This is a genomic window from Streptomyces sp. NPDC044719 (assembly GCF_056433405.1).
Window position 1 is genome coordinate 174,564 of the sequence record NZ_JBWKHE010000005.1, and the last position, 18,830, is coordinate 193,393.

The following is an 18,830-nucleotide window of genomic DNA, read 5'->3' on the forward strand; positions in this document are numbered from 1 at the left end:
CCGGCCGCTTCGGCGTTCCGGTGCTCAACTCCCGCCCAGTACCCGCGCGGTGAACGCCGCCAGATCGGCCCGGAAACGCTCACGCGCCACGTGCCGCCGGCCGGCCAGGTGGTCGACCAGGTCCGCACGGACCGCCGCCAGGAGCGCGTGGGCGGCGAAGTCGCCATCGGGGAAGCCGGGGAGTTGTTCGAGGACGTCCCGGAGCGTGCCGTGCCACCAGTCGTAGTGCGCGGCCCGATAGGGGCTGTCGCTTCCCGTGCCCTCCAGCGCCACGGACAGGTGCCGGTGATCGAGCTTGAAGCACAACAGGGCGTCGAGCAGGGCCGGGACGCGTTCTGCCGGGGGCGTGCCGGGCCCGAGCGGGCCGGGACCCTCGGCGACCGCGTGGCGGACCGGTTCCAGCCGGGACTCGTAGAGCGCGCGGATCAGCCCGGTGCGGTCGCCGAATCCGCGGAAGAGCGTGCCCTTGCCGACGCCGGCCGCGGCGGCGATGTCGGCCATGGTCACGTCCTCGGGGTCCGCAGACGCCGCGAAGAGCCGGTCGGCCGCCGCCAGGACGGACTCACGATTGCGCACGGCGTCCGCACGGGGCTTGCGTTCGGGCATGAGACTCCTCCTCTTGCTCCTCTTTCCTCCGGCCGCTTAAACGGACCACTGGTCCGCATCTTGCTAAACGGACCGCGGGTCCGTATCGTCTGACACTAAGCGGACCAGCGGTCCGCATCGTAGCGGAGGGACCCCCATGACCACATCCTTGACCCCGACCGACCTGTACCACCGCAGCCTGCGGCTGCTGCTCGACAAGGACATCGCGGCCTGGGTCGCGCTCTGGGACGACGACGGTGTCCTCGAGTTCCCGTTCGCGCCCGAGGGGTGGCCGAAGCGCCTGGAGGGCAAGGCGGCCGTCCTCGACTACATGCGCGACTATCCCGACCACATCGACCTGCACGACTTTCCCGACGTGACCGTCCACCGGACCGACGCCCCCGGGACGATCGTGGTGGAGATGCGCGGAGTGGGGCGGCTGGTGAAGAGCGGAGAACCGTTCGACATGACGTACATCGCCGTGGTGACGGTCGCCGACGGACGCATCAGGCACTACCGCGACTACTGGAACCCGCTCGCCCTGCCCCAGGACGGCGCGGCGGACTTCGCCGGGAGGGTCCGATGACCGCGGCCACCCTCGTCATAGGCGCCACCGGCACGACCGGCGGGCGGGTGGCCCGGCTGCTCACCGCGCGAGGCCGGCGGGTGAAGGCGGCGAGCCGGGGCGCGGTCGCCGTCGCCGGGGCCGAAGCGGTCCGCTTCGACTGGTACGACCCCGGGACGTTCGAGGAGGCGCTGCGGGGCGCGGACCGGGTCTATCTCGTCCCGCCGGTCGGGGCGCCCGAGCCCGCAGCCGTCATGCTGCCGTTCCTGGAACAGGCCCGCGCGGCCGGGGTGGGCCGGGCCGTGCTGCTCGGCTCCTCGGCGATCCCCTCCGGCGGCCCGGCCGTCGGGCAGGTGCAGCAGGCCCTGCCCGGCCTGTTCGAGACCTGGGCGGCATTGCGGCCGTCGTGGTTCATGCAGAACCTCACCGGCGACCACCCGCACGCGCGGAGCGTCCGCGAGCACGGGACGATCCTCACCGCGACGGGCGAGGGACGGGTGGCCTTCGTGGACGCCGACGACATCGCGGCCGTCGCCGTCCACGCGCTCACCGCCGACCGGTGGACGGAGGGCGACCTGGTCGTCACCGGGCCGCAGGCGCTGAGTTACGCCGACGCCGCGGCTGTGCTCAGCGAGGTCACGGGGCGCCCGGTGACCCATCAGCGGCTGACCTGCGAGCAGTTGCGCGACCGGCTGGCACAGGACATGCCCCCCGAGTTCGCCGCGATGCTCGCCGGTCTGGACCACGCCATCGCCGAGGGAGCCGAGGACCGGGTCACCGACACGGTCGAACGCCTCACCGGCCGCCCACCACGAGGCTTCCGCGCCCACGTGGAACACGCCTCGAGGCGGGCGGTGGACCGCGCCCGCCTCCCCACGGCTACTTGACAGAACCCGCCATCACGCCCTGCACGAAGTGCTTCTGGAACGCGAAGAACACGACCACCGGAACCACCAGCGACACGAACGCCCCCGGCGCCAGCACATCGATGTTGCTGCCGAACTGCCGTATCTGCGACTGGAGTTCCACCGTCAGCGGCTGCGAGGAGCTGTCCGCGAACAGCAACGCCACCAGCATGTCGTTCCACACCCACAGGAACTGGAAGATGGCCAGGGAGGCGATCGCCGGCCGTCCCACGGGCAGTACCAGCCGCGTGAAGATGCGCCACTCACTGCCCCCGTCCATGCGCGCGGCCTCCAGCATCTCCTTCGGTATCTCGGAGAAGTAGTTCCGCAGCAGGAACACGGCGAACGGCAGGCCGTAGGCGACGTGGAAGAGCACGACACCCGGGATCGTCCCGAACAGCCCCAGCTGCCCGAAGAGTTTCGCGACCGGCAGCAGGCCGATCTGCACGGGCACCACCAGCAACGCGACCACGACCAGGAAGATCGTCTCCCGACCGGGGAAGTCCAGCCATGCGAAGGCATAGCCCGCCAGTGCCGCGATGACGACGACCAGCACCGTCGTCGGCACCGAGATCAGCACCGTGTTCCAGAACGCCGTCGTGATCCCGGCGTTCCCCAGCAGCTCCGAGTAGTTGTCGAAGGACAGCTGCCCGGGGCTGGTGAACACCGTCCACCAGCCGCCCTTCGCGGTGTCCTCGGCGGAGCGCATCGAGGACAGGAACAGCCCGGCCAGGGGCGTCATCCAGACCAGACCCACGATCACGAGGAAGGCCTGGACGACACCGTTGCCCAACCCGCGCCGAACCGCGTTCATCGCTGACTCCTTCGGAAACGGCGGACGTTGAACACCATGGCCGGGACCACCAGCAGCAGGAGCAGCACACCGAGCGCGCTGCCGAGCCCCTGGTTGTTGCCGCCGCCGAACGACACCAGCCACATCTGCGTCGCGAGCACGGTCGCGTCTTCCTGCACCGGCCCGGGCGCGATGATGTAGACGAGGTCGAACACCTTCATCACGTTGATCACCAGGGTGATGAAGACGACCGTCAGGACGGGCGCCAGCAACGGCACCGTGATCCGCCGGAAGATCTGCCACTCGTTCGCGCCGTCCATCCGGGCCGCCTCCAGCGTGTCCCGCGGCAGCGTCGCCAGGCCCGCGCCGATCAGCACCATGGAGAAGCCGGTCCAGATCCACAGGTACGCGCCGATGATCGCCGGTGTGACCAGCGCCGGTCCGAGCCAGGAGACGCCCTCATAGGGCGGGGCGAAGTTGGACGACGGCAACCGCACCGCGTAGGAGCCGGCTTCGAGTCCCTCGAAACGGAAGGAGCCGTCGGACGCGGTGGTCGCCGTGGCGACCGGCTTGCCGTCGCGCACCGCCTCTACCTTCATCTCGGGCAGTCCGCTCTCCCGCCGGTCGACCTTTCCCTGCTCCCCTCCCCCGCCGGGCGTGAAGTCCAGGTAGACCACGCCGCGCACTTCGCCGGGGGCGGCCTTCTGCCCCGCCGCCGCGTAGGCGGCCTTCGTGCCGCCCGGCAGGTCGTCGGGCAGGACCCCGACCAGCGGGAGCGACACCGCGCTCCCCGGCGACACGCTCCGACTCGTGCGGTACGACCCGTCCTTCTCCTTCGTCAGCCCCTGCCCGTCACGTGCCCGGGCCGTCGGGTAGGACGAGGAGCCCTCGAACGCGTCATGGACGGAGACCACCGCGGCGTTGAGGACGCCCTTGTCGGGATCCTCGTCGTAGGCGAGCCGGAAGATGATGCCGGCGGCGAGGAAGGAAACCGCCATCGGCATGAAGAGCAGCAGCTTGAAGGCCGTCGCCCAGCGGACCTTCTCCACCAGGACGGCCAGGATCAGCCCGAGCCCGGTCAGCAGGGCCGGCGCCACGACGACCCAGATGGCCGTGTTGCGCACGGCGTTGAGGGTCGCCGGGTCGCTGAACATCTCGGCGTAGTTGTCGCCGCCCACGAAGGTCGTCCCGGAGGCGTCGAAGAAGCTGCGGCCGATGCTGAACAGCACGGGGTAGACGACGAGCGCGCCGAGCAGCAGCAGCGCGGGCAGCACGAACAGCAGGGCGATGACCTTGCCGCGCCGGCGCAGTCGCCGTGTGCGGTCGGCGATCGGGCCGGGCGGCGGGGGACTCGTCTCTTTCACGAGGGTCGCTGTCATGACGTATCAGTCCTGGTACGCCTTGGCCGCCGCGGCCTCCAGCTTCGCCGCCGTGCCCTTCGGGTCGGACGGGTCACGCAGGAAGTCCTGGAGCAGCTTCCACTCGCCGGTGCCCTTCGTGCCGCCGAACGCGGCCGGGGCCTGGTCGGACATGTCGAAGCGGACCGAGTCCCCGGCCTGGACGAGGGACTTGGCGGTGGCACGGGTGACGTCGTCGCCGTACTCGGCGAGGTCGAGCTCCTTGTTCGGGGAGAGGAAACCGCCCGCCTCGGCCCACACCGCCGCGGCCTCCGGCGTGGCCAGGAACTCCGTGAGAGCCTGCGCGGCCTTCTGGTTCTTGCCGTCCTTCAGAACAGCGGCCGCGTCACCGCCGCTGACGACCGGCGCCTCGCCGCCGCCGACCGCCGGGAACGGGAAGAAGTTCGCGTCCTTCCCGACCGTCTTCCCGAACTGGTCCTTGGCGACGCCGGCGACGAAGTCGCCCTCGTAGACCATGCCGGCCTCGGGCTCCGGCCCGAAGACCTTCTCCACCGAGCCGGGGAAGTCGGTGTTCAGGGCGCCCTTCTGGCCGCCCGCGATGAGCTGCTTGTCCTTGAAGAGCTTGCCGAGGGTGGTGAGGGCGTCGACGACCGACGCGTCGGTCCACTTCAGCTTGTGCGCGGCGAGGGCGTCGTACTTCTCGGGTCCGGCCTGGGAGAGGTAGACGTTCTCGAACCAGTCGGTGAGGGTCCAGCCGTCCTGTCCGGCGACGGAGAACGCGGCGAGCCCGGAGTCGGACACGGTCTGCCCGGCCTTCAGCATCTCGTCGTACGACTTCGGCGGCTTCACGCCGGCCTGGGCGAGGGCGTCGGGGCTGTACCAGACGGTCGACTTGTGGGCGGCCTTGAAGTACAGGCCGTAGAGGGTGCCGTCGACGCTGCCGTAGTCCTTCCACACGGGGGCGTACCCCGCGTCCACGGACTGCTCGGTCTTCTTCGACAGCGGCTTGAGCCAGCCCTTGGCGGCGAACTGCTTGAGCACGCCGACCTGCGGGACCATCACTACGTCGGGGGCGTTGCCGCCCTCGATCTTGCTGCCGACGACGGTGGAGACGTTGTCGCCGGTGGACGTGAACTGCGTCTTGGCGCCGGTCTTCTCGGTGAAGGCGTCCAGCACCTTCTGGAAGTTCTTCTGCTCGGTGCCGGACCAGACTCCGGCCACGGTGACCGTCTGGCCGCTGAGCGGCTTGTCGCCGCCGCCGGCCGTGACGGGGCCGCCGCCGCAGGCGGTCGCGCCGAGCGCCAGGACGAGTGCGGTGCAGCCGGTGAGCAGGGTGGTACGTCGTCGCATCATCGTTGATGTCCCTTCGGGGAGTTGACTTGCGGGGAGTTCAGGAACTGATCCACCAGGCGGCCGTGGAGCCGGGCAGCACCCCGGCGGGGCACGGGCCGCTGGCCAGCAGTGGGGTGCCGGAGACCGGCGCGGGAGTGGGGGCCGTGCCGAAGTTGACGGCGCACACCAGGTCGTCGCCGCGGGAGAAGGCCAGGACGCCGGGCGGGGCGTCCAGCCAGCGCAGCGTGCCCTCGCCCAGCTGGGGAAGGGCGCCGCGGAGCTGGAGGCCGTCGCGGTACAGGTGCCAGAAGGAGCGGGTGTCCGCGAGGGCGCGGTCGGTGGCGTACTCGGCGAAGTACTCCGGCTGCGGCAGCCACGGCTTGGCGCTCTCCGCACCAGGGGTGAAGCCGAAGGGCGACGCCTGCCCCGACCAGGGCAGCGGCACCCGGCAGCCGTCACGGATACGGGCCCGGCTGCCGGTGCGGTGGAAGATCGGGTCGGTGAGCACGTCGTCGGGCAGGTCCACGACCTCGGGCAGGCCGAGCTCCTCGCCCTGGTAGATGTAGGCGGCGCCGGGCAGTGCCAGCATCAGCAGCGCGGCGGCGCGGGCCCGGGCGGTACCGAGGCCGCTCCCTTCCGTGGCGGGTTCGCCGTAGCGGGTGACGGTGCGGACCTGGTCGTGGTTGTTGAGGACCCAGGTGACGGTCGAGCCGGTCCCGGCGATGTCCTGCATGGCCTCGGAGATGACCTTCTGGAAGGCCTCCGGGTCCCAGGGGGCGCTGAGCAGGTCGAAGAAGAAGGCCTGGTGGAGCTCGTCCGGGCGGACGTACTGGGCGTGCTCGCGGGCGGTCGGGACGGAGACCTCGCCGACGAGGAGGCGCTCGCAGCCGTCCCGCCCGGTGTACTCCTCGCATATGGAGCGCCAGCGCCGCCACACCTCGTGCACCTCGGGCTGGTTCCAGGCGAGCGGGTTGACCGAGTCGCGGGTGCGGGCGTCGGCCTCCGGGTCGTCGGAGTCGGGCAGCTCCGGGTGCTTGAAGAGGCCGGCGGCGACATCGATGCGGAAACCGTCGACGCCCCGGTCCAGCCAGAAGCGCAGCACCCGGTCGAACTCGGCGGCGACCTCCGGGTCACGCCAGTTCCAGTCGGGCTGCTCGGGCGTGAACATGTGCAGATACCACTGGCCGGGCCGCCCGTCCGCCTCGGTCACCCGGCTCCACGCCGGGCCGCCGAACATCGCGTGCCAGTTGTTGGGCGGCTCGTCGCCGTCCGGGCCGCGGCCGTCGGCGAAGTGGAAGCGGGCGCGGGCCTCGCTGCCGGGAGCCGCGGCGAGAGCCTCGCGGAACCAGGGGTGCTCGCTGGAGCAGTGGTTCGGGACGATGTCGAGGAGCACCTTGACGCCGAGCCGCCGCGCGGCGCCCACCAGCAGGTCGAACTCGGCGAGATCGCCGAAGAGCGGGTCGACGTCGCAGTAGTCGGCCACGTCGTAGCCGTGGTCGTGCTGCGGCGAGGGATAGAAGGGGCTCAGCCAGATCCCGTCGACGCCGAGCTTCTTCAGGTACGGCAGCCCGGCCCGGACGCCGGCGAGGTCGCCGACGCCGTCGCCGGTGCTGTCGAGGAAGCTGCGGACGTAGACCTGATAGATCACTGCGTCACGCCACCAGTGGTGCCTGTTCAACCCATCGACCTGTCTCTGAGGAGGGCAGCGGTTATGCATGCATGTTAAGTAGGCATGTCGAGAGGGTGTCAATGAAAAGGCGCAAGCTACTGGGGAATTGATGTGGGGCGAATCAGCATTAATCGGGCACTTTTTAGCCAGATGAGATGTCCGCGTTACCTAACAAGTAACTAGAAGCGCTAGCCGCGCGAGATGACGGCGAGCTCCCGTGCGAGACGGCGCACCGCCGCCGTCGGCGTCTGGTGCCCGGCCATCGCGTCGTGCACGACCGCCTGGACGACCAGGCTGACCTGGTCGTAGCGCGGGCTCTTGGGGCGCGGCGCGGCCGCGAGCACGCTCTCGCGCAGGGTCGGCAGATACGGGAACCTGCGGATGAGCTGCGGATCCTTGTAGAGATCGGCCCGTACGGGCGGCAGCGCGCCACGGGTGAGGACCTGACGCTGGACGCCCTCACTGGTGAGATACGCGAGCAGGCGGGCGGCCGAGTCGGGATGCCGGGCATGTGTGCTGACGGCCAGGTTGGAGCCGCCGAGGACACTCGTCCCCGGACCGTCCCGGCCGGGCAGCGGCACGGCGCCGATCTTCCCGGCGACCCGGGAGCCCGGGGCGGAAGCGCCTACGTACGCGTACGGCCAGTTCCGCAGGAAGAGCAGCCGGCCGTCCTGGAAGGCCTGCTTGGACTCCTCCTCCTTGTAGGTCAGCGCCTCTTTCGGGATCCATCCCTCGCGCACTCCGCGCGCCAGGAACCCGATGCCCTCGCGGGCGGCCTCCGAGTCGACGGTGACGCGCTCGCCCTCGTCGCCGAGGATCGAGCCGCCCGCCGAGTAGACGGCCTCGGCCGCGTTGACGGTGAGGCCCTCGTACGGCAGGAACTGCCCGGCGTAGCCGTCGAGGCCGTGCTTCGGGGCGATGGTCCTGGCATACCGCTCCAGGTCCGCCCAGGTGCGCGGCGGTTTGACGCCCTCCTCGGCGAGGACGTCCTTGCGGTAGAGGAGCAGGCCGGCGTTGGTCACGTACGGCACGGCGTACAGCTGTCCGTCGTAGGTCGCCGTGTCCACGACCGGCGGGAGGAAGGTCTTCAGCGGGAAGCGATCGCGGGGCAGGGGCCTGATCCAGCCAGCCGCGGCGAACTCCGAGGTCCAGTTGACGTCGATGTTGAGCACGTCGAACCGGCTGCGGTCGCCGTCGCGCAGGTCGGTGGCCATCTGCGCCTGGGTCTCGTCGGCCGAGTCGGGCAGCTCGACGAGGGTCACTTTCTCGCCGGGGTGCGTGCGGTTCCAGCCCTCCAGCAGGGGGCCCAGATAGCCGGTGAGGTCCCCGGCGGTGGCCAGGGTGAGTGGTCCGCGGCCGCCCTGCGGCGGCTCTCCCGCCTGCGCTCCGGCGGCGACATAACCGGTCAGGACCACGACGAGAACGAGAAGGCCCCTACCCGCGGCATGGATCCACCGCATAGGTTCCTCCCTGTACACCGGCGACGGGCACCCTTGCCCGGAATCAGAGGCCATGTATACCTGTTAGGTATGGGCGATACTAGGGTCTGGAGCACATTGACCGGACAGGAGGACTGCACGCGTGCGCCTGCACCTCCTGGCACTCCTCGCCCGCGGCCCCGCCCATGGCTACGAGCTCAAGCAGGACCTTGAGCAACTGCTGGGCTCCGCGTACCCTCAGCCGAATGTCGGCCAGATCTATGTGACCCTCGGCCGCCTCGAGAAGTCGGGACTGATCGAGGGCGAGGACGTGGCGCAGTCCAGCCGGCCCAATAAAAAGGTCTACCACCTCACCGACGCCGGGCGGGAGGCGCTGCGGGTCTGGTTCGAGGAGCCCGAGGACGAGCCGCGGGTGCGGGACGACTTCTTCATGAAGCTGGCGCTCGCTCCGCAGACCGGGCTCGCCGACCAGATCTCCCTGATCAACCACCAGCGGCGCCAGTATCTGAACACCATGCGGCAGCTGTCGAAGCTGGCCGCCACCGAAAACCGCGACAACCGCATCGCGCATCTGCTGATAGAGGGTGCGATGCTGCACTTGCAGGCCGATCTCGACTGGCTGGAGCGGTGCCAGGAAGAGCTGGAGGAGCTGGAGTGAGCGACGACCGTCCCGCTCCTGTGCTGCGCGCCGAGGGGCTGGTGAAGACCCACCACGGCGAGGGCGCGCCCGCCCATGCCGTGCGCGGGGTGGACCTGTGCGTACGGCAGGGCGAATTCGTGGCGATCACCGGCCCGTCCGGCGCCGGGAAGTCGACGCTGCTGCATCTGCTCGGCGGTCTCCAGCGGCCGGACGCGGGCCGGCTCTGGCTCGACGGCGAGTCCACCGACACCTACGGCGAGGCCCGCTGGGCGGTGGAGCGCCGGAAGCGGATCGGGATCGTCTTCCAGTTCTTCAACCTCGTGTCCAACCTGTCCGTCGCCGACAACGTGGAGCTGCCCGCCCTGCTCGCCGGGAGCTCGCCGAAGCAGGCGCGCACCGAGCGTGAGGCACTGCTGACCGAGCTGGGCCTGACGGGCAAGGAGCGCAGCATGCCGGGCGAGCTGTCCGGCGGTGAGCAGCAGCGGGTCGCCCTGGCCCGGGCCCTGGTCAACCATCCCCCGCTGCTGCTGGCCGACGAACCGGCCGGCAGCCTCGACAGCAAGGGCACCCGCGAGGTGATGCGGCTGCTGTCCCGCTTCCACCAGCGCGGCCAGACGATCCTCCTGGTCACCCATGACGCACGGCTGGCCAGCGCAGCGGACCGGGTGATCAGCTTCTTCGACGGCCGGATCGCCGACGACGCGGAACTCGACGGCGGCACACCCCCGCGCCGCTCCGGCATCTCCGGTGTGCTGGAACTGAAGGACTGACATGCGGGTGTACGACGGCTGCCCCACGAGTGGGCCGAAAGGCCGGGTGCCCGGCCTCCCGACGCCCGGGCCGAGAGGCTGAGGCCCGTGCGAGCCACCCTGCGCTGGGCGCACTCCGATCTGCGCACGCACCGCGGCGAGGCGCTGTTCCTCGTCCTCGCCACCGCGGGCATCGTCGCCTCACTGCTGCTGGCCACGGCCCTGTTCGGGTACGCGACCAATCCCTGGCAGCGCGTGTTCACGCAGTCGCACGGGGCGCATGTGTGGCTGCACACCGACACCGCCGCCGACACCGGGAAACTGACCGGCCTGGACGGCGTCGACTCCGTCGCCGGGCCCTATCCCACCGCCGACACCACGGTCTCCTCACGGGGCAGCCGCGCCGCCGTGGAACTGCGCGGCATCCCGGAACGCCCCTCCGTCGGCCGCCCGCCGATCGTCTCCGGCCACTGGCTCGACCCCGCGACACCGAACGGTGTGGTCCTGGAGAGCCGCCTGGCCCGCGCCCTGCTGGCCGAGCCCGGCGACACCATCGGCGTGCCCGGCACCGCCCGCGAGCTGACCGTCGTCGGGGTCGCCGACAGCGCCGAGCCGCGCTACCGGCCCGGTGAGCAGCCGGGCCTGGTGTGGGCCCTGCCGCCGGCCGTGCCGGATCCCGGCGGTCAGGTGATCGGGCTGCGGCTGACGGACCCCGACGACACCTCCTACATCGTGCAGCGTGCCGTGACCGTGCTGGGAGCCGGGGCGATCGGCGAGGTGTCCACCTGGCAGCAGGCGCGCGCCGAGGCCCAGGGCGACAACCGGCTCCTCGGCCAGGTGCTGGGCCTGTTCGGGCTGGGCGCGCTGGTCGCCGCCGGGCTCGCCGTGCACGGGGCGATCAGCACCCGTATCCGCGGCCACCTGCGGGACCTCTCCGTACTGAAGGCGATCGGCTTCACCCCGGGGCAGGTGGTCCGCGTCTTCCTGCTCCAGCACCTCGCCTACGCCCTGCTGGGCGCCGTGGCCGCCGCCGCGCTCGCCGAGGCCCTGGGCAGCCGGATCCCCGGCCGGCTCGGGGACGCGGTCGGTGTGTGGCAGGGCCTTCCCGGGCACACCGTGGCGCTGGTCGTCATCCCGGTGGGCGCGGTGCTGTTCATCGGCGCGACCACCGGCCTGGCCGCGTGGCGGGCGGGACAGGTGCCGCCGGTGCCGGTGCCACGGCCCGCGGCGGCGCTGGGCGGGCGGCTGTCCGGGGCGACGGACCGGAGCCGCGGGACGCGGGACGCCGGCCGGGGAAGGCGGCCGGCTTCCGCTTCGCCGGGCGGGCGGCCGACGAGCGGCGTACGCCGCGTCCTCAGGCTCCCGCCCGCGGCTCCACGGACCGGACAGCTCTCCGGCACGGCCCGCCGGGCGCTCGGCATGCGGATTCCGCCCGCGCTGGTGCTCGGCTGGCACAACGCGTTCACCCGCCGCCCCCGCTCCCTCGCCACGGTCGCCCGGCTCACCCTGCCGCTGCTGCTGATCGTCGTGGCGATGAGCGCGTGGACCACCATCGACCGCTTCCACAGCGAGCCGGAGCAGATCGGTCTGCCCACCACGCTCAGCGTCCGCGCCGACAGCGGTCTGAGCGAACGGCAGACCCGCACCCTCCTGGAACGCGACCCGCAGGTCGCCGCCGCCTACCCCGGCGTCGAGACGGCCGCCCTGGTCCCGGGCCAGACGGCGACCATCGCCCTGCGCGGCCTCGGCACCCGGCAGGACCCCTACCCGTACACCCTCGCCGAGGGCCGTGACGCCCGCGGCGCCGACGAGGCGGTGGCCGGGCAGGGGCTGCTCGACCTGCTGGACGTGCGCGTCGGTGACTGGGTCCGCATGACCGTCGGCGACCAGCCGCAGATCCTGCACATCGTGGGCCGCAGCATCGAGCCGGAGAACGCCGGCCGGGTCATCTCCACGTCCCTCGACACCCTCCGCGCGAACGACCCCGGGCTCCGCCCGACCCTCTACGAGCTGCGCCTGGATCCCGGCGCCGACCCGGGGGAGGTCGCCGACCGGCTCGCCACGGCCGGGCGCGGTCATCTGGACGTGCACACCGTGGCCAACCCCGCCGACGGGCTCTCCCCGCTGCGGGCCGTCGTCACCGGGCTGATCGCCGTGCTCGCCCTCATCGGGCTCATCGAGCTGCTGACCGCGATCGGCGGCGCCGTCCGCGAGGGCGAACGGGACCTGCTGGCGCTGAAGGCCATCGGCCTGTCCCCCCGCCAGATCACGGCGATCACGGTCACGGCCATCGGCTGTACGGCCCTGGCGGCCGTGCTCGCCGCCACCGCCCTGGGCCTGCCGCTCGCCCACTGGCTGATCGACGCCCAGGGCAGATCGAGCGGAATCGGCGCGGGGATCGCGCAGAGCCCCTCGGCCCTGCTCATGCTGCTGCTGGGGGCGGCGGCGGTGCTCTGCGCTGCCGCCCTGGCCGCCCTGCCCGCGGCCCGGGCCGCACGGCGGCGGCTGGCGGACACGCTGAGCGCGGTGGCCTGACGACCTCGGTGGTCGACCCCGGCGCTGCAACCCGGTGCTCAGCCCCGGCAAGGGAACTGCGGGTTGTAATGCGGCTGTGGGTTGGGCGCGTGCTTCAGAAGGGACCGGGCCGTCAGCGTGCCGCCTGTCCAACCCCCGCCTGTGCGTGCCATGTCGCGCTCCCCCGAGCACTCGCCGTCATGATCGCCCGGGAGTCCACGGGGCGCGGACGGCACCCCGCCGTCCGCGCCCACTGCCCGGAATCCCTCACTCCCTGCCGCGCAGCTCCCGGTACGTCGCGACCAGCGCCTCGGTGGACGCGTCCAGGCCCTCGACCTCGGCGCCCTCGGTCAGCGCGGGCTCGACGCGCTTGGCCAGGACCTTGCCGAGCTCGACACCCCACTGGTCGAAGGAGTCGATGTTCCACACCGCGCCCTGCACGAACACCTTGTGCTCGTAGAGGGCGACCAGCTGGCCGAGGACCGACGGCGTCAGCTCGGGCGCCAGGATCGTGGTCGTCGGGTGGTTGCCCTGGAACGTCTTGTGCGGCACCAGTTCCTCCGGCACACCCTCGGCCCGCACCTCCTGCGGCGTCTTGCCGAAGGCGAGCGCCTGCGTCTGGGCGAAGAAGTTGGCCATCAGCAGATCATGCTGCGCCTTGAGCTCCTCGCTCAGCTCGGCGACCGGCCGCGCGAAGCCGATGAAGTCCGCCGGGATCAGCTTGGTGCCCTGGTGGATGAGCTGGTAGTAGGCGTGCTGCCCGTTGGTGCCGGGCGTGCCCCACACCACCGGGCCCGTCTGCCACTGGACGCCACGGCCCTCGCGGTCCACCGACTTGCCGTTGGACTCCATGTCGAGCTGCTGGAGGTAGGCCGTGAACTTCGACAGGTAGTGGCTGTACGGCAGCACCGCGTGCGACTGGGCGTCATGGAAGTTGCCGTACCAGATGCCCAGCAGGCCCAGCAGCAACGGCACATTGGACTCGGCGGGCGCGGTGCGGAAGTGCTCGTCGACGATGCGGAAGCCGTCGAGCATCTCCCGGAAGCGGTCCGGGCCGATGGCGATCATCAGGGACAGGCCGATCGCGGAGTCGTACGAGTAGCGCCCGCCGACCCAGTCCCAGAACTCGAACATGTTGGCCGTGTCGATGCCGAACCCGGCGACCTTCTCGGCGTTCGTCGACAGGGCGACGAAGTGCTTGGCGACGGCGGCCTCGTCACCGAGCGCCTCCAGCAGCCAGCCACGGGCGGACGTGGCGTTGGTGACCGTCTCGATCGTGGTGAACGTCTTGGAGGCGACGACGAACAGCGTCTCCGCCGGGTCCAGGTCCCTGACCGCCTCGTGCAGGTCGGCGCCGTCCACGTTCGACACGAAGCGGAACGTCATGGAGCGGTCCGTGTAGGCGCGCAGCACCTCGAACGCCATCGCGGGGCCCAGGTCGGAGCCGCCGATGCCGATGTTGACGACGTTGCGGATGCGCTTGCCCGTGTGCCCGGTCCACTCCCCGGAACGGACGCGGTCGGCGAAGCCGGCCATCCTGTCGAGCACGGCGTGCACACCCGGCACCACGTTCTCGCCGTCGACCTCGATCACCGCGTCCCGCGGCGCCCGCAGCGCGGTGTGCAGCACGGACCGGTTCTCGGTGTTGTTGATCTTCTCCCCGCGGTACATGGCGTCCCGGAGCCCGAAGACGTCGGTGGCGGCGGCCAGTTCTCGCAGCAGTCGCAGGGTGTCGTCGGTGACCAGGTGCTTGGAGTAGTCGACGTACAGGTCACCGACCCGGAGGGCGTACGCGGTGCCGCGGCCGGGCTCGGCGGCGAACAGCTCGCGCAGCCGGACCTCGCCCAGCTCTTCGCGGTGCTTGGCCAGTGCCGTCCACTCGGGCGTCTGGTTGAGCCTGGTACGGCCGTCTGCGTTCATCTCGGACTTCAGCCTTCTTTCCTGTCCTGCCTGCGTACCTTGCCCCGCTGCCGGTCCCAACCTAATTGATCAGCGCGTGGCATCGGTGGTCGTGGCACCGTCGTCCGGTTCAACAACAGATACGTTCGCGTTGAGTGTGGGTATCAGCGCGATGACGGCCAGGAGGAAGAAGGCGGCGGTGAGCAAGGGCGGGGTGTTCGGGCCCCAGGCGGTGGCGACGGCTCCGCCCAGCAGGGCACCGAGGGGTACGCCGGCGAAGGCCAGGGTGCGGAAGGCCGAGCTGACCCGGCCCAGCAACTCGGCGGGACTGCGCTCCTGCATCAGGGTCGTCGTGTTGACGTTCCACACCATGCCCATGAGTCCGAAGACGACCAGCATCCCCACCAGCACGGTCAGACTGCGCACGGTGCCCATGACGACGAGGGCCGCGGTCTGCACCGAACCGGCGAGCAGCACCGAGCGCAGCCGGCCGATCCGCGCCACGAGCCGGCCGTTCACCACTCCCCCGGCCAGGCTGCCCAGAGTGAAGGCGGTGCCTGTCGCCGCGTAGCCCGCGGGGCCCGCGTCCAGCCAGTCGGTGACGAGGACCACCAGCAGGGCGAGCAGGGTGCCCATGCCGATGTTGCACAGGGCGGAGGCGGCGCACAGGCTGCGCAGGGCGCGGTCGCGCCACAGGGTGCGCAGCCCTTGCGCGATCTCGCCGCGCAGGGTGCTGCCCGCCGGTCTCGGCTTGCGGTCGGTCTCGGCCGGCAGTGTGGCGATCAGCGCGGCGGCCACCAGGAAGGTCACCGCGTCGGCCGCGAAGGGCACGGCGGCCCCCGCCGCCAGCAGCAGCGGCACGACCGGTCCGCCCAGCAGGCCGCCGGCGATGCGCTGGCCGGTCATCAGCCGGGCGTTGGCACTGCCCAGCGCGTCCCGGTCGACCAGGGCGGGCAGCAGCGCGGTCGCGGCGTTGTCGAAGAGCGTCTGGAGGGTGGTGAGCGCCACGGCCAGCACGATGAGCAGGCCGATCGAGGCGTGGCCGAGCGCGACGGCCACGGCGAAGGCGGCGACCAGCAGGCCGCGTAACGCGTCCGCCATCCACATGGCGCGCCGCTGGTCGACGCGGTCGGCGACCGCTCCGCCGAGCAGTCCGAAGACGATCCAGGGCAGATAGCCGCAGGCCGTGACGGAGGCGATGAGCAGCGGCTCGTCGGTCAGTGTGACGGCCAGCAGGGGCAGCGCGGCCGTACGCAGCGCGTCGCCGAAGCTGGACAGCACGGCAGCGCTCCACAGCCGTCCGAAACCCCCGCGCCACACGGGCGCGCGCACGCTCCCCACCTCGACCGTCGCCACTGTTCCCCCTACACGGTTCGCCCGATGCACAAACCGTAGAGGGCACCACTGACAACGGGTCCGCGACCGGGTCTCGGCAGGCCTCGGAAACCAGCTCCGGCCGGGCACCTGCTGGTGCCCGGCCGGTCTCAATTCCTAGATCTCGCCCCGCAGTTTGGCGAGCGCCTCGGCGAGGATCGCCTCGCCGTCCGCATCGCTGCGCCGCTCCCGCACATACGCCAGGTGCGTCTTGTAGGGCTCGGTGCGCGGCGGGTCCGGGGGGTTGTCCCGGTCCTGGCCGGCCGGGAATCCGCAGCGGGGACAGTCCCAGGTTTCGGGCACCTGCGCGTCGCTGGCGAAGCTCGGCTGGGTCTCGTGTCCGTTGGAGCACCAGAAGGAGATGCGCAGCCGCGGCGCGGACTCGCCGCGCTCGGCCTCGCCCATCGGCCCCGCCCCGACCCGGCTTCCCCGGATCGCGTTGCCACTTGCCACGGTCGTAACTCCCTGCGTGATGGTGCCGCGAAGCGAGTCGGCGTTCCGCTTCGCTGCGAGCGCCTCAGTCTACGTAAGGCCCAACGCGCGTCCAGTGATTGGAGTTACAACCCTCACACGAAGACGCAAGCCCCATGATAGGCCGCGCTCTGCTGCGCGTACCGAACATGGGGCCTTGCGTACGAGTTCCGTGCGGATTGCGTCTCGGTCAGTTGTTCACCTTCATCAGGATGCCGAGCACGACAATGCACGCGAACCAGGCCAGACCGACCACGACGGTGATCCGGTCGAGGTTGCGCTCGGCGACCGAGGAGCCGCCGACGGAGGACTGCATGCCGCCACCGAACATGTCGGAGAGGCCGCCGCCCTTCCCCTTGTGCATCAGCACCAGCAGCATCAGCAGCAGGCTGAAGACGATCAGGGCGATCGAGAACCCCATAACCACGGCTGGACCAACTTCCTCGGATTCTGACGGACGACGCGGGGCCCAGCACAAGGCTGGACCCCGCAAGGGTACGACGTTACGCCGCTACCGCATACTCACTGGTCGCGGAACCGCACGATCTTGACGAACTCGTCGGCGTCCAGCGAGGCGCCGCCGACCAGGGCGCCGTCGATGTCGGCCTGGGCCATGATCTCGGCGACGTTGCCCGCCTTGACCGAGCCGCCGTACTGGATCCGGACCTTGTCGGCCAGGTCCTGCGAGTACAGCTCGGCGATCTTGCCGCGGATCGCCGCGCAGACCTCCTGGGCGTCCCCGGCTCCGCAGACCTTGCCGGTGCCGATGGCCCAGACGGGCTCGTAGGCGATCACGATGGTCTCGGCCTGCTCGGCGGGGAGGTCCTTGAGACCGCCCTCGACCTGGGCGAGGGTGTGGGAGACGTGGTTGCCCGCCTCGCGGACCTCCAACTCCTCACCGACGCACAGGATGGGGGTCAGGCCGTGCTTGTAGGCGGCCTTGACCTTGGCGTTCACCAGCTCGTCGGTCTCAGCGTGGTACTGGCGCCGCTCGCTGTGGCCGATCGCGACGTACGAGCACTTCAGCTTGGCCAGCATCGGGCCGGAGATCTCGCCGGTGAAGGCACCGCCGTCGTGCGCCGAGATGTCCTGGGCGCCGTACTTGATCTTGAGCTTGTCGCCGTCGACCAGGGTCTGCACGGAGCGCAGGTCGGTGAAGGGCGGCAGGACGGCGACCTCGACGGCCTCGTAGTCCTTGTCGGCCAGGGCGAAGGCGAGCTTCTGGACGTGGGCGATGGCCTCGAGGTGGTTGAGGTTCATCTTCCAGTTGCCCGCCATCAGCGGCGTGCGCGCGGTCATGTGGGTCAGTCCTCCAGTGCGGCGAGGCCGGGGAGCGTCTTGCCCTCGAGGTATTCGAGGGAGGCGCCGCCACCGGTCGAGATGTGGCCGAATGCCGTCTCGTCGAAGCCCAGGGTGCGCACGGCGGCGGCGGAGTCGCCACCGCCGACCACGGTGAAGCCCTTGGATTCGACGAGTGCCTGGGCGACCGCCTTGGTGCCCTCGGCGTAGTCGGGGTGCTCGAAGACGCCCATGGGGCCGTTCCAGAAGACGGTGGCGGCGTCGGCGAGCTTGGATGCGTACAGCTTGCAGGTCTCGGGCCCGTTGTCGAGGCCCATCCGGTCGGCCGGGATGGCGTCCGCGGCGACGGTCGTGGGGTTGGCCGGGGCCTTGGTCTTCAGGTCCGGGAACTCGGTCCCGGCGAGGATGTCCACCGGCAGGACCAGCTCGACGCCGGTCTTCTCGGCGCGCTCGATGTACTCCTTGACGGCCGGGATCTGGTCCTCCTGTACGAGGGAGGTGCCGATCTCATAGCCCTTGGCCTTGAGGAAGGTGTAGGCCATGCCGCCGCCGATGAGGATCCGGTCGGCCTTGCCGAGCAGCTGGTCGATGACGGCGAGCTTGTCGGAGACCTTGGCCCCGCCGAGAGCGACGACGTACGGCCGCTTGACGTCCTCCGTGAGCTTCTTCAGCACGGCGACCTCGTTGGCGATGAGGTAGCCGGCGGCGTGCGGCAGCCGGGCCGGGAGGTCGTACACGGAGGCGTGCTTGCGGTGCACCGCGCCGAAACCGTCGCCGACGTAGACGTCCGCGAGGGCGGCGAGCCGGTCGGCGAAGGCGCCGCGCTCGGCGTCGTCCTTGCTCGTCTCGCCGGCGTTGAAGCGCAGGTTCTCGATGACCGCGACCTGGCCGTCGGTCAGGGCGGCGACCGTGGCCTGGGCGGACTCGCCGACCGTGTCGGCCGCGAAGGCCACGTCGGCGCCGAGGAGCTCACCGAGGCGCGCGGCGGCGGGGGCGAGGGAGAAGGCCGGGTCCGGGGCGCCCTTGGGGCGGCCCAGGTGGGAGGCTACGACCACGCGGGCGCCCGCCTCGGCGAGGGCCTTGACCGTGGGCAGCACGGCGCGGATACGGCCGTCGTCGGTGATCGTCGTACCGTCCAGCGGCACGTTCAGGTCCGCGCGGACGAAAGCCCGCTTGCCCGCGACTCCTTCGGCGAGGAGTTCGTCGATCGTCTTCATGAGGGGACTCCTGAAAGAGCT

The 18,830-nt window shown here is 71.0% G+C and carries 17 protein-coding genes; 5 read left to right on the forward strand and 12 right to left on the reverse strand.

Annotated elements, in window-relative coordinates; all coding sequences use genetic code 11:
- Positions 1-24: 24 nt before the first annotated feature.
- Positions 25-606: a TetR/AcrR family transcriptional regulator gene (locus AC07DF_RS20985; protein WP_478973229.1), complete on the reverse strand. Its 582-nt coding sequence runs from the start codon at positions 604-606 to the stop codon at positions 25-27.
- A 136-nt stretch (positions 607-742) separates the two neighbouring features.
- Here AC07DF_RS20985 and AC07DF_RS20990 point away from each other — a divergent pair, with 136 nt between their 5' ends.
- Together AC07DF_RS20990 and AC07DF_RS20995 are read left to right on the forward strand one after the other, a co-directional pair.
- On the forward strand, positions 743-1,171 hold the full coding sequence (locus AC07DF_RS20990) for a nuclear transport factor 2 family protein (protein WP_478973232.1): 429 nt from the start codon (positions 743-745) through the stop codon (positions 1,169-1,171).
- The gene (locus tag AC07DF_RS20995; RefSeq protein WP_478973235.1) at positions 1,168-2,037 is read left to right on the forward strand and encodes an NmrA family NAD(P)-binding protein; all 870 of its coding nucleotides are present in this window, start codon (positions 1,168-1,170) and stop codon (positions 2,035-2,037) included. The genes AC07DF_RS20990 and AC07DF_RS20995 overlap by 4 nt, the downstream gene beginning before the upstream one ends.
- Here the strand turns inward: AC07DF_RS20995 and AC07DF_RS21000 are convergent.
- From AC07DF_RS21000 to AC07DF_RS21020, 5 genes are all read right to left on the reverse strand, one after another.
- Complete coding sequence (locus AC07DF_RS21000) at positions 2,030-2,869, reverse strand: carbohydrate ABC transporter permease (protein ID WP_399020316.1); 840 nt, start codon at positions 2,867-2,869, stop codon at positions 2,030-2,032. The genes AC07DF_RS20995 and AC07DF_RS21000 overlap by 8 nt on opposite strands.
- On the reverse strand, positions 2,866-4,227 hold the full coding sequence (locus AC07DF_RS21005; protein ID WP_478973239.1) for an ABC transporter permease subunit: 1,362 nt from the start codon (positions 4,225-4,227) through the stop codon (positions 2,866-2,868). The genes AC07DF_RS21000 and AC07DF_RS21005 overlap by 4 nt, the downstream gene beginning before the upstream one ends.
- Before the next feature lie 6 nt (positions 4,228-4,233).
- Complete coding sequence (locus AC07DF_RS21010; RefSeq protein ID WP_478973242.1) at positions 4,234-5,559, reverse strand: ABC transporter substrate-binding protein; 1,326 nt, start codon at positions 5,557-5,559, stop codon at positions 4,234-4,236.
- A 37-nt stretch (positions 5,560-5,596) separates the two neighbouring features.
- Positions 5,597-7,255, reverse strand: a complete 1,659-nt coding sequence (locus AC07DF_RS21015; protein WP_478973245.1) for a glycoside hydrolase family 13 protein — start codon at positions 7,253-7,255, stop codon at positions 5,597-5,599.
- Positions 7,256-7,395: 140 nt separating this feature from the next.
- Positions 7,396-8,667, reverse strand: coding sequence for an ABC transporter substrate-binding protein (locus AC07DF_RS21020; RefSeq protein ID WP_478973248.1), 1,272 nt, complete (start codon positions 8,665-8,667; stop codon positions 7,396-7,398).
- A 121-nt stretch (positions 8,668-8,788) separates the two neighbouring features.
- Here AC07DF_RS21020 and AC07DF_RS21025 point away from each other — a divergent pair, with 121 nt between their 5' ends.
- The 3 genes from AC07DF_RS21025 to AC07DF_RS21035 all read left to right on the forward strand — a co-directional run bounded on the left by AC07DF_RS21025 (position 8,789) and on the right by AC07DF_RS21035 (position 12,570).
- Positions 8,789-9,304 carry a PadR family transcriptional regulator gene (locus AC07DF_RS21025; protein WP_478973251.1) on the forward strand — a complete coding sequence of 172 codons (516 nt, stop codon included), beginning with the start codon at positions 8,789-8,791 and terminating at the stop codon, positions 9,302-9,304.
- Positions 9,301-10,056 carry an ABC transporter ATP-binding protein gene (locus AC07DF_RS21030; RefSeq protein WP_478973254.1) on the forward strand — a complete coding sequence of 252 codons (756 nt, stop codon included), beginning with the start codon at positions 9,301-9,303 and terminating at the stop codon, positions 10,054-10,056. Before AC07DF_RS21025 ends, AC07DF_RS21030 begins: the two co-directional genes overlap by 4 nt.
- Positions 10,057-10,143: 87 nt before the next feature.
- Positions 10,144-12,570 (forward strand): ABC transporter permease, encoded by a 2,427-nt coding sequence (locus AC07DF_RS21035; protein ID WP_478973257.1) that lies wholly within the window; start codon positions 10,144-10,146, stop codon positions 12,568-12,570.
- A 246-nt stretch (positions 12,571-12,816) separates the two neighbouring features.
- On the opposite strand, the gene pgi is transcribed toward AC07DF_RS21035, so the two are convergent.
- From pgi to AC07DF_RS21065, 6 genes are all read right to left on the reverse strand, one after another.
- Positions 12,817-14,469 (reverse strand): glucose-6-phosphate isomerase, encoded by a 1,653-nt coding sequence (gene pgi, locus AC07DF_RS21040; RefSeq protein WP_478973260.1) that lies wholly within the window; start codon positions 14,467-14,469, stop codon positions 12,817-12,819.
- Positions 14,470-14,538: 69 nt separating this feature from the next.
- The gene (locus AC07DF_RS21045; RefSeq protein ID WP_478973263.1) at positions 14,539-15,804 is read right to left on the reverse strand and encodes an MFS transporter; all 1,266 of its coding nucleotides are present in this window, start codon (positions 15,802-15,804) and stop codon (positions 14,539-14,541) included.
- A gap of 135 nt (positions 15,805-15,939) precedes the next feature.
- Complete coding sequence (locus AC07DF_RS21050) at positions 15,940-16,275, reverse strand: RNA polymerase-binding protein RbpA (RefSeq protein WP_003976875.1); 336 nt, start codon at positions 16,273-16,275, stop codon at positions 15,940-15,942.
- Between the two features lie 208 nt (positions 16,276-16,483).
- Positions 16,484-16,714 (reverse strand): preprotein translocase subunit SecG, encoded by a 231-nt coding sequence (gene secG / locus AC07DF_RS21055; RefSeq protein WP_030852761.1) that lies wholly within the window; start codon positions 16,712-16,714, stop codon positions 16,484-16,486.
- 101 nt (positions 16,715-16,815) lie between these two features.
- Positions 16,816-17,592 (reverse strand): triose-phosphate isomerase, encoded by a 777-nt coding sequence (tpiA, locus tag AC07DF_RS21060; RefSeq protein ID WP_478973265.1) that lies wholly within the window; start codon positions 17,590-17,592, stop codon positions 16,816-16,818.
- Positions 17,593-17,597: 5 nt separating this feature from the next.
- The gene (locus AC07DF_RS21065; protein WP_478973268.1) at positions 17,598-18,809 is read right to left on the reverse strand and encodes a phosphoglycerate kinase; all 1,212 of its coding nucleotides are present in this window, start codon (positions 18,807-18,809) and stop codon (positions 17,598-17,600) included.
- Between the last annotated feature and the right edge of the window lie 21 nt (positions 18,810-18,830).

Bases quoted from the DNA above. Each gene is read 5' to 3' on its own strand.
- AC07DF_RS20985 (WP_478973229.1), bottom strand. From the start codon at position 606: ATGCCCGAACGCAAGCCCCGTGCGGACGCCGTGCGCAATCGTGAGTCC.
- AC07DF_RS20990 (WP_478973232.1), top strand. From the start codon at position 743: ATGACCACATCCTTGACCCCGACCGACCTGTACCACCGCAGCCTGCGG.
- AC07DF_RS20995 (WP_478973235.1), top strand. From the start codon at position 1,168: ATGACCGCGGCCACCCTCGTCATAGGCGCCACCGGCACGACCGGCGGG.
- AC07DF_RS21000 (WP_399020316.1), bottom strand. From the start codon at position 2,869: ATGAACGCGGTTCGGCGCGGGTTGGGCAACGGTGTCGTCCAGGCCTTC.
- AC07DF_RS21005 (WP_478973239.1), bottom strand. From the start codon at position 4,227: ATGACAGCGACCCTCGTGAAAGAGACGAGTCCCCCGCCGCCCGGCCCG.
- AC07DF_RS21010 (WP_478973242.1), bottom strand. From the start codon at position 5,559: ATGATGCGACGACGTACCACCCTGCTCACCGGCTGCACCGCACTCGTC.
- AC07DF_RS21015 (WP_478973245.1), bottom strand. From the start codon at position 7,255: ATGCATAACCGCTGCCCTCCTCAGAGACAGGTCGATGGGTTGAACAGG.
- AC07DF_RS21020 (WP_478973248.1), bottom strand. From the start codon at position 8,667: ATGCGGTGGATCCATGCCGCGGGTAGGGGCCTTCTCGTTCTCGTCGTG.
- pgi (WP_478973260.1), bottom strand. From the start codon at position 14,469: ATGAACGCAGACGGCCGTACCAGGCTCAACCAGACGCCCGAGTGGACG.
- secG (WP_030852761.1), bottom strand. From the start codon at position 16,714: ATGGGGTTCTCGATCGCCCTGATCGTCTTCAGCCTGCTGCTGATGCTG.
- tpiA (WP_478973265.1), bottom strand. From the start codon at position 17,592: ATGACCGCGCGCACGCCGCTGATGGCGGGCAACTGGAAGATGAACCTC.
- AC07DF_RS21065 (WP_478973268.1), bottom strand. From the start codon at position 18,809: ATGAAGACGATCGACGAACTCCTCGCCGAAGGAGTCGCGGGCAAGCGG.